The organism is Streptomonospora nanhaiensis, assembly GCF_026642255.1.
In the GTDB taxonomy this organism is placed as follows: Bacteria; Actinomycetota; Actinomycetes; order Streptosporangiales; family Streptosporangiaceae; genus Nocardiopsis; species Nocardiopsis tropica.
In genome coordinates, this window is the sequence record NZ_CP113264.1 from 317,589 (window position 1) to 331,358 (window position 13,770).

The window sequence follows — 13,770 nt, forward strand, 5'->3', positions numbered from 1 at the left end:
GGGTGCTACGGGAACGGGGACACGTCGGTGAGGGGGCTCTGGATCATCTGCTGACGGGTGGTGTTGCCCCACCCGCGTTCCTCGTTGACCTCCTGCTGCCGGCCGAAGGCCCCGATGAGGGCGATGACCCCGCAGATCAGCGCGACCAGGATCAGCCCGCCGATCACCGCGGGCCACACCTGCTGCCTGCGGCGCCAGTAGCGGCTCGACCCGTACAGCAGCGCCGACCGCAGCTGCCGGTGCCGCAGGGCGTCCGCCTGGAGGACGTACTTCTCCTCGTTGGGCGTGTAGTGGAACGCCTCGGGGAGCTGCGGGTCCGGATCGGAGGAGGCAGGCGGGGACGTCGGGGTCGGGGAGGACATCGCCGCTCAGCCTACTAGAACAGACCGTCGAGGTACTTGGTCAGCCGACCGTAGTTGTCCGCGGTGTTGCTGGTGGCCGCGATCACCTTCGCGAAGGCCGAGTTGACCTCGGAGAACTGGGTGTCGAACTCCGACGCCTTGGCCTGGAACTGGGCGCTGCCGGAGCCCTCCCACTGGCTGACCGTCGACTCCGACTGCTCGTTGATCTGGCTCATGATCGCGGAGAAGCGGCCCAGGTGGGCCTGCTGGTCCTCGGCCAGGCCCTGGAGGCCGGCGACGTCGCCGTACACGTCGAACTGGGAACCCATGGGGGAAAGCCTTTCTGGAGGGAGGAGCGGGGAGAGGTGCGGGGGCTCAGACGTTGACCGGGCGGCTGAGGCCGCCGAGGTCGTTCCCGGCCTGCGAGTACTCGGCGCTGGAGTCCGTGTCGGTGACGTTGAACTCCTGCTGGCCCTCGTTGAGCTTGATGCCGTTCTGGCTGCACCAGGTCATGAGCTCGTCGAAGCGCTCGGTCAGCTGTTCGCGGGCCATGCGGAAGTCGGTGAGCGCCTGGCCCTGGAGGGAGTCGGCGTCGTTGACCATGTCCTGGATGAGCTGGTTCATCTGGGTGCGGAGGCCGTCGGACTCCTGCCCGAGCTGCTCACCGCCGGTGGAGAGGCTGTTGACGTTTTCAAGACCGACGTGCGACATCTGGACCTTTCCGGAAAGTCGGGTGGGGGCTCGCCCTCCGGCCCCTGTTCGCACGGGGATGCGTGTGGCCACAGGAGGAAGGGGAGGATACGGACGATAGTAAGGATCCCACCTCTCGGTCAACGGAGGTGCGCGTCTCGTGACCTCGGACGCCGTGCAGGAAGACCGGGTTCTCGCGGGGCCCGGCGGCCCGGATCCGCATCGAGCCACCCCGGACGGGGGTTTCCCGCAGTCCCGTTCCGGTCCGCCCGTGAGCGGGGGCGGATGCGGCTGGCCGCTTCCGGCCATGTGCGGGCGGCCGCACCGGGGGCCTCAGGAGGAGGGGGACCCGGAGGGATCGGCGCTGGGACCGTCGGTCGCCGGCTCCGTCGCCCAGCGGACCGCGAGGGGCCACCCGTCCATGGACGCGTCGTGGAAGCGCGGGAAGGCCTCGGCTGTCTCCTCCACGGAGCCGTCCGCGAGGTCCACCCGGAACCAGGCCTCCCCGGTCTGGAGCAGGACGGCCTCCCGCCCGGGGGCGGGCGCGTACTGCTCGACCGGACCGTCGGCGTCCTCCAGCAGCCGGGTCGCCCGGTGGCCCTGGCCCTCGACCGTCACCAGGTACGCGCCCGGCGGCGTGTCGGCGCCGCCCACGGCGTCCGGGCGCAGGAGGGCGGTGCCCTCGCCCCACACCGGGGCCCCGTCGAAGGTCTGCCACTGGCCGCCGTCGACGTTGAGCGTCGCGTTCACCACGCTGCCGTCGGTCTGCCGCACCACGAGGCTGCCCCCGTCGGAGGCGTTCATCTGCTGGGTCTGCACGCTGTTGCGGATGTGCAGCGCCCCCTCGGGGGTGAGGGTCCAGTCGCTGGGCCGCTGGGCCTCGCCCAGGGCGAGGCTCCCCTCCTGGTTGGGGGTGCCGGTGGGGGCGTCCAGCGGCACCGACAGCACCTGGGGCGGAGCCCCGTCCTGCTCGTTGTCGGACACGAACCAGAGCCGGTCGCCGTGGATGACCGGCTGTGACAGGACCTCGCCGGCGGCCGGGGTGACGGTCTCGACCGGCTGGTAGGAGATCTCCTCCACGTCGGCCTGCCCGGCGTCCTCCGGGTCGGTGAGCACGGCGACGTTCACGGCGTTGGGCTCCGTGGTCGCGTACGCGAAGAACGCCCAGTCCTCCGAGAACTGCGCGTGCACGGGGACCGACGGGGCCATGGGGTCGACCGCCCCGTCGGGGAGCTCGATCCGGTGCGTCGGCTGCCCCGTCGCGGGGTCGTGGAACACGAGGACCTGGTCGGTCTCCGGGTCGCCGCCCTCGAACCCCCGGTGCAGCAGGGCCAGCCCGGTCAGCCCCTCCTCGGCCAGGTCCTCGACCGTCTCGGCGGGTCCGTCGGAGCCGCCGGACGTGTCCGTGCAGGCGGTGAGGGCGGCGAGGGCGAGCAGGCACACGGCCGGGGTCAGGGCGGGGGAACGCCGCATGGAGCTGCCTTTCGGGGAAGGTCGGTGGCGGGAGCCGGGGAGGGTGCACGGGGGCGGGGACAGAAGGGTGGGATCACTCCGAGGGTGTCATGGTTCGTTCCCCGACAGCGCACCCAGGACCGGGTTCGCCCGGGACACGGGCACCGGGGCGGCAGCGCCCGTCAGGGAGGCGGCCGTCCCTGCGGTCGGTGTCACGGGGGCGCGGTCCATGCCGTTCTCCTCCCGGGAGCGGCGCAGCGCGCAGCGGACCGCCGGACGTGCCCGGTCGCGCGCTTCCGGCGCGGTCACGTCAGCCCCGCCACACGGGGGACCGGCTCCCCGCGCGCGTGCTCGCGCACGAGCACGGCGCCGGGGACCTCCTGGAAGGTCCCCGGGCCCAGGGCCTCCTCGACCTCCCAGACGCTGTCGATCCCGCCGAGGTCGACCTCCACGGGAAGCGCGATCGTCTCCTCGGGGCCTTCCGCGTCCCAGCCGAAGACGGCGACCTCCATGTTGTCCTCCTCCTCGGACCACCTCGGCTTGAGCAGGGAGTCCTTGAGGGGGAGCTGGCCGGAGACGGTGCTTCCCACGCTGTTCTCGTCCGTGACGACGGTGTCCTTCACGGTGCCCGAGAAGTCCCTGACCTCGAAGCGGTCCTCCCACTGCCCGTTCTCCAGGCGCTCCGAGCGGACCGCCAGGTAGCCGTGGGGCAGGACGCGCAGCACTGTGTCCTCCGGCTCGGAGGGGAGCGCCTCGGACAGGACCTCCCCCCGCACCGTGTCGATCACGACGGTGCCGCGCATGAGCGCCATGTTCTGGAGCACGGCCACGTCGCCCGCGGCGGCGAACGTCTCCTCGTCGAGCTGTTCGGGGTGCTCGGCCGCGTCCTCGAAGTCCTGCCCCCGCACCAGGCTCCACTGCTCCTCCCCGGTGGCGGTGTCGAGGCTCGTCAGGCGCAGGTCGGAGCCGTCGCACGCGTAGACCACCACGACGCCGCTGGGGGTGAGGAAGCCGTCCTCGACCCGCGGGTCCCCTGCGCCGCCGGGGCACCGCAGGCGCTCGCCGCGCCACCCCGGTTCGTCGTCCCACGGGGAGAAGGAGACGGCGACTCCGCCCCCGTCGCCGGGCCCGGCCGTCACCAGGCCGTCGTCGGTCACGAGGCCGGCGTGCTGGACCGACAGCCGGTCCGTCCCGGCGCCGCCGTGTTCGAGCACGAGCGTCTCCACCCCGGTGCCGGAGTCCAGGAGCACGAGGGAGCCGCTTGCGCTCACGGCCACGAACGTCCCGTCGGGGGAGACCGCGGCCTCGGCCTCGGAGCCCAGGAGGCGGTAGCTCCACACCTCTTTCCCCGTCCTGGTGTCCAGGCCCACCACACCGTCGTTCAGGTGCAGAACCGCGCCGGTGGGCACGGGGTGGACCCCCACGAGTTCCCCGTCCCGAGGGCCCTCCCAGACCCACGACGCCTCGGAGACCGTGGTCGGCACCGCGAGCTCCTCGAGGTCGTCCCCGGACATCTCGTGGACGACCTCGTGTCCGGCCAGCTCCCGGACCTGCTGTCCGGAGCCGGAGAGGATCCCGCATCCGGGCGTCCCGAGGAGGAGCACGGCGGTCGCCGCCGCGGCGGACCAGCCGGTTCTTCTGTTCATGGTCAACCAGGTCGCTCTCAGGTGTCTTCTCGCCGTCCTGGGGGATGCGGCCACGATCGCAGGCCGGGACACTCCCCGCCCGGCCTTCGGGTCTTCCGCCGCCGTGTCGGAGCGGTGGAGCCCGTACCGGCACGGTTCCGGGGACGAGGGACATTGAACCGGACGAATGTCACGACAGGTGCGCGGCCGGGCACGCCGGGGTGGCGAACCCGCAGGTGGGCGGCGGGTCTGTGACGGTGGCCGCATCCGGCCACGCACGCCCGGGCCGCACACGGCGGACCCCGGGCCCGTGCATCCCCGGGACCTCAGGGGGTGCACGGGCCCCCGGGTCTACGCCGGGGAGTCGCTCCAGCCGACCTGCACCAGGTCGGGGCGCTGCCCCCGACGCGCCAGCTGGGCGCGGCCGACCGGGAGCTGCTTGGACGCCGTGCCGTTGGCCAGGCGCCCCTCCATCCGGTCGCCGGAGAACAGCATGCCGGGCGTGGCCATGTCGGTCAGCGCCTGGAGCACCGGCTCGAACATCGCCCGCGCCGAACCGCCCGTGCGCCGGGCCGCGATGACGTGCAGGCCCAGGTCCGCGCCCTGCGGGATGAACGGGGCCAGCGGTGCGAGCGGGTTCGACCGCGCTCCCAGCATGTCCATGTCGTCCACCACGATGAACAGGTCCAGGCCCTTCCACCAGCTGCGCTCTCGCAGCTGCTTCGGGGTGACGTCCGGTCCCGGCATCCGCTCCTTGAGGGACCCGGCCAGGTTCGCCGCGACCGCCTTGGTCTGCTCCGCGCTCGTGCAGTACGCCAGCAGGTGCTCCTCGGGGACCAGCTCCAGGTGGCTGCGGCGGAAGTCCACCATGACCACGCCGACCTGGTCGGCCGGCCGGCGCACGATCTGCTTGACCAGTCCGCGCAGCAGGGCGGTCTTGCCGGTCTGCGGGTCCCCGTACACGACCAGGTGGGGGTCCCGGTCCAGGTTCGTGGCCACGGGGGCGAGCGTGCTCTCGGCCATGCCCAGCACCAGTTCGGTGTCGCGGCGGCCCCGCGGGGTGCGGCGCCCCTTGAGCAGGTCGTCCAGCTCGACCTTGGCGGGCAGGGTCTTGACGCCCTGGACGGCCTTCTGCGGCCACCGCTCGCCGACCCGCTTGACCAGGTCCCGGATGCCGTCGGTGACGTCCTCGTCCGAGGCGACCCCGTCCACCCGGGGCAGCGCCACGTGCGTGTGGTGCTCCGCCGAGGTCAGGCCGCGCCCGGGGGTGTCCTTGGGGATCTCGTCGGCGACCTTGCGGCCGATCCCCGAGTCCATCGGGTCGCTCAGCCGCAGCTCGAACCGGCCGCCGAACAGGGCCTGGAGCCGGGAGCGGACCTGCGAGGTCGCCGCGCCGGTCAGCACCGTGTGCACGCCGAGGGAGGGGCCCCGGGTCGCGATGTCCATCAGGACCTCGTCGGCCTCGTCGAAGGTGTCGCGCACCGAGGACCAGCCGTCGATCATCAGGAACAGGTCGCCGACCACGTTCCCGGCCACCTTCCCGTCCGCGCGCGCCTGGCGCAGCGCGGCGGGGGAGTCCAGCTTGTACTTGCGGAACACCCGCTGGCGCCGGTCGAGCTGGGCGCGCACGTCCACCAGGACCCGCTGCACCTTCTCGGGGTCGGCCCGCCCGGCCACACCCGCCACGTGGGGCAGGTCCTCCATGGCCTGGAGCGCGCCGCCGCCGAAGTCGATGGCGTACACGCCCACCCGGCCCGGCGGGTACCGCCACGCCAGGCTCGCGATGAGGGTGCGGAGCATCGTGGACTTGCCGGACTGGGGGCCGCCCAGGACGATGACGTTGCCCTCGGCCCCGGTGAAGTCCATCTCGGCGGGGACGACCCGCTGCTCGCGGGGGATGTCGGTCAGGCCGAGGACCGCGCGCATCTCCGCGGCGGGGGGCTCGGTCCCGGGGCCCTCCAGGTCGTCGCCCTCGCCCAGGTCGGCGAGCACGGTGTCCAGGGTGAGCAGTTCGGGCAGCGGCTCCAGCCAGATCGGCCGCACCTTCTCCGCTCCCGACGCCACCAGCCGGTCCACGGTCACCTGAAGGGTGGTGCGCTTGTCCTTCCTGGGCCTGGACTCCTCGCCCTTGGCGCGGACCGACGCCATGAGCGACTCCACCAGCGAGCCCTCGCCGGTCACCTTGCTGAGGCCGTTGTAGGACAGCAGGGGGAGGACGGGCTCGTGCTCCTCCTTCTCCTCCTCGGCCGGGGGCTCGTAGGGCTGGGAGACCATGGCGGCCTTGAACCGCTCGAAGACGGAGGTGTCCACCTTGAGGTAGCCCGATCCGGGCTCGGGCGGCAGGTGGTAGGCGTCGCCGACGCCGATGGCCTCGCGGCTCTCCGCCTCGGAGAACGTGCGCAGGCCCACCCGGTAGGACAGGTGCGACTCCAGGCCCTTGAGCTTGCCCGACTCCAGCCGCTGCGTGGCCAGGAGCAGGTGCACGCCGATGGACCGGCCGATCCGGCCGATGGCCACGAACAGCTCGGCGAAGTCCGGGTGGGCGGTGAGCAGCTCGGAGAACTCGTCGATGATGATCAGCAGGTGCGGCAGCGGCTCCATGCCCGGGTCCTCCTCCCGGGCCGCCTCGTAGGCGTGCAGGTTGGGCAGGTTGCCCGCGTCCTTGAGGATCTGCTGGCGCCGTGTCAGCTCGCCGAAGGTGGCCTCCCGGAACCGCATCACCAGGGAGTCGTCGTCGGCCAGGTTGGTGATCAGCCCCGTGCTGTGCGGCAGCCGGTCGGTGTCGGCGAAGGTCGCGCCGCCCTTGAAGTCGACCAGCAGCAGCGCCAGCGACTCGGGGGAGTGGTTGATGACCAGCGACGCCACCATGGTCCGCAGCATCTCCGACTTGCCGGAGCCGGTCGCGCCGACCACCAGGCCGTGCGGCCCCATGCCGCCGAACGCCGACTCCTTCAGGTCCAGCAGCACCGCGTTGCCGTTGGGGCCCACACCGATGGGGACGCGCAGGTAGTCGCCGGTGCTGCGCTTGCGCCAGGTGCGGCGGGTGTCCAGCTGGGCGACGTCGGACACGCCCAGGATCTCGGGGAGGCCCACGGTGGCGTGCATGGCGTCGTCGCCGTCGGAGGCGGCGATGCCGTACGGGGCCAGGATGCGGGCCAGGCTCGTCAGGTGGGCGACGTCCGACCGGTCGGCGGTCCCCCGGAGCGGCGTGCGGTCGGGGTTGTCGCCGGCGCCCGGGAGCTCGGTGTCCTCGGTGAGGGTGCCGTCGGCGTCGACGTTCAGGCGCAGGTCCACCGACTCCGGTTCCTCGCGCCGGTCCGCCACCAGCGCGATGATGTGGATGCCCAGGTCGGAGAGGGAGGCGACGGGGGGTTCGGCGTGCAGGCCGGACAGGGTCGACTGGTGCTCGCCGTCGAGGACCACGACGAGCCGCTGCGTCCCGGGCCCCGGGGGCTTGCCGCGCCGCCGCTGGAGGTCGACGGTGCGCCGCTCGATCTCGTCGGCGAGCAGTTCGCCGGCCTGCACGGTGTTGGCGGACACGAACCTGGCGGGCATCGGCCCGTCCTGGGCGTCGTCGAACGTGTTGTGGGGCAGCCACTTGAGCCATTCCCACCGGTCGCGGAGCTTGGTGTCCCGGACCACGCCGATCCGCAGGTCGTGCGGGGAGTGGAAGGCGGCCATCTGGGCGATCATGCTGCGGACCAGCCCGCGTCCCGCCTCGCGGTCCCCGACGACCGACACCACTCCGTGCTCCCGCAGCGGGACGACGAGCGGCATCTCGGGGACGTCCGCGTACAGCTCGATGAGCTGGTCGGCGGCGCCCTGGCAGACGGGGTCGTACTCGATGAGCGGGGAGGAGGTGTCGACCTTGAGCCTGAGCCGCCGGGAGAGGGGACGCGTGCCCGTGCCCGCGCGCACGTCGAGGAAGTCGGGGTCGGCGGGACGCCGCTCCCACCTCCTCGTCCGCGAGCGGGCGGGCTCGGTGAGGAGTGAGGGGTCGGGGTGGCGGAACGCGTTGTCCGCGCGCTGGGTGGAGGCGACGTCCCGCACGATCTCGCGGAGCTGGTCGAGGTAGTCGACGTAGCGCTCGCGCTGCTCCCGCATGCGCTTGCGGGGGCCGTTGTGCTGGGCCACGAACATGATGATGCCGACGACCACGCTGGCCATCATGATCATGACGCCGGCGACGGCCATCAGGGGGCGGTGACCCATGGTGATGGACATCAGGAGCGAACCCGAACCGGTGATGATCGGCATGATGATCATCGCCCCCGAGCTGGACGCCGGCGCGTTCTCGGGCAGCTGCGGCGGGGCAGCGATGACCAGGGGAGTGTTCCCGGGAGCAGGAGGGACACTGCGGGCAGGGCGGGGCACAGGTCTCGTCGCCACAGCGATCTCTTTCCGTCCACCTACGGGGGTTGGTGTCTGGGTGACTACGCTAGGAATGATCTCGCGAACCCCGCGAATCACCTAATTCGCGTCCGTCCTCCCCCTTCGCGGCGAATGCCGCCCACGACGACGACAGAAGGAACCATTGGTGTGAGTGGATACTGCCGGGTCACCGTCACCGGACCGGAGCGCTGGGCCGATCTGGCACTTCCCGGCACCGTTCCCGTGGCGACCCTGATGCCGCGCATCATCGAGGTCTGCGCGCCCGACGAGGAGCGGACGGAGCCCGCCGCCTGGTCTCTGACCACGGTGGACGGGTCGCCCGTGCACCCGGACGAACCCCTGGAGAGCGCCGGGGTCTACGACGGCGACGTCCTGCTGCTGGACCGCCGCACCGCCCCGAGCCGCCCCTCCCACGTGGACGACGTCCGCGGCGCCGTCGAGGACAGGGTCGACGACACCGCGCGCATCTGGAACCCCGCGACGACGCTGTCCTTCGGCCTTCTCGTGGCCAGTATCGGCCCCCTGGTCCTCCTGGGGCTGATGATGCGGCTCCTCCCCTCGGCGGGACACCTGGGCGTCGCCGCGGTGGGGACCCTGTTCACGGTCGCCGTCATGCTGCTCGCCGCACGCAGGCCCCTGCCCGCCGTCGCGCACGTGCTGTTCGCGGCGGCCTGCGTGTGGGGCGCGGTCACCGCGGTGCTCGCCGCCGCCCTGGTGACGAGCACGAACCCGCTGGTGACGGCGGCCTTCGCGCTCTCCGGGGCGCTCCTGGTCGCGGTGATCGGCTGGGCCATGCACGAGACGGGTCTGGCGTACATCGCCGGGCTCGGGGTCGTCGCGGTGGCCGCGGCCGTCCTCGTCGTGGTGGGGATCTTCACCGAGCCGGTCCAGGGCGTGCGTTCGATGGGCATCGCCCTGGCGCTGTGCGTGGGGGCCCTGCCGCGCGTCGCCATGGTGATGGGCGGCCTGTCCGGCCTCGACTACGAGGTGGGGCGCTCGGGCCAGGTGCCCACGGAGCGGTTCGAGGACACGTACGGCAACACCGACCGCCTGCTGCTGGGGATCGTGCTGGGCGCGGCGGTGAGCGGCGGCGCCGTCACCGTGCTCCTCGCCGTCCTGGCCCAGGGGCTGCCCGACCTGCTGCTGGGCGGGCTGCTCTCGGTCCTGCTGGTCCTGCGCTCGCGGCTGTTCGACCGGATCCGCCACGTGCTGCCGCTGCGTCTGGCCGGGGTGCTGGGCGTGGGGGCCACGGGTGTCGCGGTCGTGGGCGAGTACCCGTTCATGGGCCCCTGGCTGCCGCTGATCGTGCTCCTGGCCGGGATCGTGCTCGGGGTGCTGAGCTGGGTGCGGCTGACCGACGTGCCCCGTGCCTCGCTGCGCCGCCTCCTGAACTGGACCGAGGTCCTGGTCATCATCGGCATGTCCGCGGTGTTCGCGTGGGCGATGGGGCTGTTCGCCTTCGTCGCCCGCATGACCGGCTAGGCGGCGTTCCGCGGACGCCGACCGCCGACCGCCGCCCGCCGCCCGGCGGGGAGGGCGTCCGCGGGACCCCGCCCCGGGGCGGGCCAACGGCCGGGACCGGAGCTCGGGGACGGTGCGTGACGGTTCGTGTGCGCCGGACGCTAGGGTGTCCGCCGACCCGACAGTCCCGAGAGGATCTCCCGTGCCCGAACCGAAGAAGTGCGTCCCGGCCGCCGCAGCAGGTCTCGTCCTCACGCTCATGTTGGGCGCCTGCGGAAGCGCCGCCGAGGAGGAGCCGCAGGCCCCGGACGCCGCCGGAGCCCAGGACGAGCCCGCTGACGTGATGGAAGAGCCCGCCGAGGCGGAGATCGAGCTGCGCGACCCGATGGAGATGGCCCCCGACGACCTGTGCACGGTGCTCCCGGAGGAGGTCCTGGAGGAGCTCCTCGGCGCGGAGGACATGCGCGACGACTCACCGAGCACGACCGGGCGGCCCGACCCCGGGACGCTCGAGAGCGACCAGCGCCTGAGGATGAACTGCATGCTGCTCTCGCTGAGCGGCTTCACCCTCCGGTACGACATGGAGATCCACGAGGGGCCCTACACCGACAGCGCCGCGCCGGACCTCACGGCGGAGGAGGCGGACCCGGACCTCGGAGTCGGCGACCTCGCCGTGGCCGGTTCCGAGAACGACGCGGGGAGTGCGCAGGTCACGGCGGTCGAGGGGCAGGTCTTCGTGGACGTGCACTACTCGCGCATGGGATCGGGCGACGCGGACGCGATGCTCGACGGCGCGCTCCTGGCGGCGGAGGAACTGCTCGCCGCGGTGAACGGCTCCTGACGAGGGGCAGGGCGGGGGATACGGACGGCGGACCGGCGCCGCCGCCCCGGGTGCGCCGTCCGAGGGCCCGTGCCCGGCGCCCCCGGGTGCGGGCCGGCGTCCGCCGGGGGCCGGTTTCCCCGGCCCCGGCGGTCGCGGGGTCGGCCGTGAGGGACGGGGAGATGGCCGGAACCGGTCAGGCGTTCCGCTCCTCCCCGGCCGCGGAGCCCTCGGAGACGGAGACCTCGGCCGGGGGCGCGGCGGCGGGCTCGCAGCGCGCGCGGAGGCTGCGGCGCCGGCGCGCCTCGCGCAGCGAGACCCCGACGATGCGCGCGGCGGTGAGGCCGGCGACCACGGCGAGCGGGAGGACGAGCATGGTCACCGGCTGGCGGATGCCGTGGAAGCGCGCCCCGGCCTCGTCGAGGACGATGAACCCCGCGGGCCGTGCGCGCACGAACCCGCCGCCGCCCGCGCCGTCCCCTCCCGCGGCGAACAGGCGGCTGGAACCGCCGCCCAAGCTGGTGAGGGACGTGATCCTCGCGACCGGGACGACCGTGGAACCCCCCGACACCACCGGGTCGCCGAAGACTGTCGCGGACCTGGCCGCGGCCCCGGTGCTCCGGACCAGGTCGGACAGGACGGACAGCGCGGGGCTGGTGCGGCGGCCGGAGGCCGCCTCGCGGATGCGGCTGCTGACGTTTTCCGGCATGGCCTCTGGTCCTCTCGGGGTACGGGCACGGGCTTTCACGCTATAGCGCCCGGGCGGCGCCGTGAGGAGCCGGGTCCTTCCGGCGCGCCCCGGACGGCGCGGGCCGAACGCGGTCCCGGCACCCCGACGCCCCCTGCCCCCGGCAGTGCCGACCGTCCCGGTGTCCCCGTCAGCCCCGTCAGAACAGCGTCTCGGCGGGCTCCAGGGTGTCGGGGTCGACCAGGACGACGCGCCCCTCGGCGGAGACGCCCGCCAGGACCTCGCCCCCGGGGTGCACGGAGACCTCCTGGAGCCCGTCAGCTCCACGGCCGCCGGCCGCGAGGTCCTCGCCGGTCTCCGTGTCGAACGCGTGGGTCGTGTACGCGCCGTCCTCCAGGGGGCCGTCCCCGGGGGCCAGCCAGCTCACGTACACGCGGTCGAGCGCCGCGGAGAGCGCCAGGTCCACGAGGATCGGCCCTTCGGCGTCGGCGAAGCCCGTGAGCTCGAAGGACCGCACCTCCGAGCGCGCCGCGTAGTCCCACCACACGATCCGGTCGCCGACGAGGTGGACCACCTCGTCGGCGCCGGGCACCGCGGCGAACAGGCGGTGCGACGTCCCCCGGACGGTGTGCAGCTCCTCGCCGCTCTCCGCGTCCCACACGGTGATCGTCCCCCCGTCGTTGGTGAGGACGCGCCCGGCGTCCGCGAAGGCCGTCCCGTGGACCGGGGCCTCCGCGATCTCGGACACCCGGGCGCCGGTCCCCGTGTCGATGACGGCGACGCTCGGCCTGTCGTCGGCCCGCTCCAGCGAGACGGCCAGCCGCGACCCGTCGGGGCTGAACGCGAGGCCCTCCGCGTGGCGCGGCCTGGCCGTCCACGTCCCCCCGGTCCCGACGGGCCCCTCCTGCGGCCCCAGGTGCTCGGCGGACGTGCCGGCCGCGAGGTCGAAGGTGCGGGCGACCCGCACCTGCTCGTCGCCCCGGCCCTCGTAGGACGTGGGCACGGTCACGGCGAGGGTGCACCCGGTCGGGGCGAACACCGGGCCCACCGCGAGCCCCACCGACCCGGCCGGCCTGGCGACCTCCTCCCCGACCCGCCAGTCCCACACCGTCAGCCCGTGTTCGGCGGTGGTGACGGCCAGGCGGTCGCCGTCCGGGCTGAAGGCGGTCTCCCACACCGTGGTCCGCGCGCCGTCGACGTCCTCACCGGGCGGCGGGAACCCTCCGCCGTCCGGGCAGCCGCCCCCGGTGACCAGCCCGGCGGTGTCCGCCCCGTCCGGTTCCCCCGCCGCGCCACCGTCCCCGGTCGACAGGCGGTGCCCCCACACGGCCGCCCCGGCCACGGCGGCCAGGGCGAGGACCGCCGCGGCTGCGGCGACCGCCCTCCGGCCGTTCCGGCGCCCCCGGGCGTCCGCCCCGGTGCTCCCGTCCGGCACGCCCGCCTCCCCCGGTCCGGTCCCGGAGGGCCGCTCCGCCCGCCCCGGCCCGTCGGCGGCCACCGCCGCCTCCTGCCGTGCCGCGGCTTCCTCCAGCCGGGCGAGGAACCCCGGCGGCCACGGGCCCGGGTCGGCGGGGCCGCCGAGCATCCGCACCAGGTCGGCGGCGCTGGGGCGCAGGTCCGGGCCCCGGCGCAGGCACGCGTCGACCAGCCCCCGGAGCTGGAGCGGGACGCGCGGCAGGCCGGGAGCCCCCTCGGCCCCGCTCGCGGCGAAGGACAGGGTCGCCGCCCACGAGAACACGTCCGCGGCGGGGGCCGCGCCGCCCTCGGGCGCCGAGAAGGAGGGGTGGGGAGCGCGCTGACCGGCGTCCGACGCGGCCCGTTCCAGCCCGGCGTCGGCGAGGAGCGCGGTCTCCCGGGTGAGCACCACCCCGTCGGGCCGCAGCGCACCGTGGGAGCGGCCCCGGGCGTGCAGCTCGGCGAGCCCCTGCGCCAGGGCGAGGGCGAGCGCGTGGAGGGCGTCCGCGGGGACCGGGCCGTGCTCGCGGACGTGGTCGGCCAGGGCCGGGCCGGGGGGCCGGTCGACCGCCGCCCACGGCACGGCTCCGCCCAGGTCGGCGGAGCGCACGCCGCACACGTGGCGGCCGTCCGGTCCGTACGCGCTCTCCACCAGGCGGGTGAACGCCGACCGGAACCCGGGGTCGGCGGCGTACCCGGAGCGCACGACCCTCACGGCCACGGGGCGCTCCCCCGGCACCGAGCCCAGGTAGACGCGCGCGCAGGCGTCCTCGCCCAGGCGGGCGTGGAGCCGGTAGGGGCCGACGGCCGGGGGATCGTGGGGGTGGAGAGGGAGCATGGGCCTTA

10 protein-coding genes are annotated in these 13,770 nt (G+C 74.1%); 2 read left to right on the top strand and 8 right to left on the bottom strand.

Annotated elements, in window-relative coordinates; genetic code table 11:
* Positions 1 to 5 precede the first annotated feature (5 nt).
* The 6 genes from OUQ99_RS01490 to eccCa form a co-directional block, all read right to left on the bottom strand.
* Entirely contained in the window at positions 6 to 362 is a 357-nt protein-coding gene (locus tag OUQ99_RS01490; protein ID WP_267947610.1) for a hypothetical protein, read from the bottom strand.
* A 14-nt stretch (positions 363 to 376) separates the two neighbouring features.
* Positions 377 to 670, bottom strand: coding sequence for a WXG100 family type VII secretion target (locus tag OUQ99_RS01495; RefSeq protein WP_267947611.1), 294 nt, complete (start codon positions 668 to 670; stop codon positions 377 to 379).
* 46 nt (positions 671 to 716) lie between these two features.
* On the bottom strand, positions 717 to 1,052 hold the full coding sequence (locus OUQ99_RS01500; protein ID WP_267947612.1) for a hypothetical protein: 336 nt from the start codon (positions 1,050 to 1,052) through the stop codon (positions 717 to 719).
* 312 nt (positions 1,053 to 1,364) lie between these two features.
* The gene (locus OUQ99_RS01505) at positions 1,365 to 2,504 is read right to left on the bottom strand and encodes a hypothetical protein (RefSeq protein WP_267947613.1); all 1,140 of its coding nucleotides are present in this window, start codon (positions 2,502 to 2,504) and stop codon (positions 1,365 to 1,367) included.
* A gap of 284 nt (positions 2,505 to 2,788) precedes the next feature.
* The gene (locus tag OUQ99_RS01510) at positions 2,789 to 4,129 is read right to left on the bottom strand and encodes a PQQ-binding-like beta-propeller repeat protein (protein WP_267947614.1); all 1,341 of its coding nucleotides are present in this window, start codon (positions 4,127 to 4,129) and stop codon (positions 2,789 to 2,791) included.
* A 330-nt stretch (positions 4,130 to 4,459) separates the two neighbouring features.
* On the bottom strand, positions 4,460 to 8,428 hold the full coding sequence (gene eccCa / locus OUQ99_RS01515) for a type VII secretion protein EccCa (protein WP_378554907.1): 3,969 nt from the start codon (positions 8,426 to 8,428) through the stop codon (positions 4,460 to 4,462).
* Between the two features lie 219 nt (positions 8,429 to 8,647).
* Here eccCa and eccD point away from each other — a divergent pair, with 219 nt between their 5' ends.
* The gene (gene eccD, locus OUQ99_RS01520) at positions 8,648 to 9,982 is read left to right on the top strand and encodes a type VII secretion integral membrane protein EccD (protein WP_267947615.1); all 1,335 of its coding nucleotides are present in this window, start codon (positions 8,648 to 8,650) and stop codon (positions 9,980 to 9,982) included.
* A gap of 181 nt (positions 9,983 to 10,163) precedes the next feature.
* Positions 10,164 to 10,802 (top strand): hypothetical protein, encoded by a 639-nt coding sequence (locus OUQ99_RS01525; protein WP_267947616.1) that lies wholly within the window; start codon positions 10,164 to 10,166, stop codon positions 10,800 to 10,802.
* A gap of 175 nt (positions 10,803 to 10,977) precedes the next feature.
* Here OUQ99_RS01525 and OUQ99_RS01530 read toward each other — a convergent pair whose 3' ends face one another.
* Positions 10,978 to 11,490: a hypothetical protein gene (locus tag OUQ99_RS01530; protein ID WP_267947617.1), complete on the bottom strand. Its 513-nt coding sequence runs from the start codon at positions 11,488 to 11,490 to the stop codon at positions 10,978 to 10,980.
* Between the two features lie 178 nt (positions 11,491 to 11,668).
* Positions 11,669 to 13,762: an acyl-ACP thioesterase gene (locus tag OUQ99_RS01535; RefSeq protein WP_267947618.1), complete on the bottom strand. Its 2,094-nt coding sequence runs from the start codon at positions 13,760 to 13,762 to the stop codon at positions 11,669 to 11,671.
* Positions 13,763 to 13,770 lie beyond the last annotated feature (8 nt).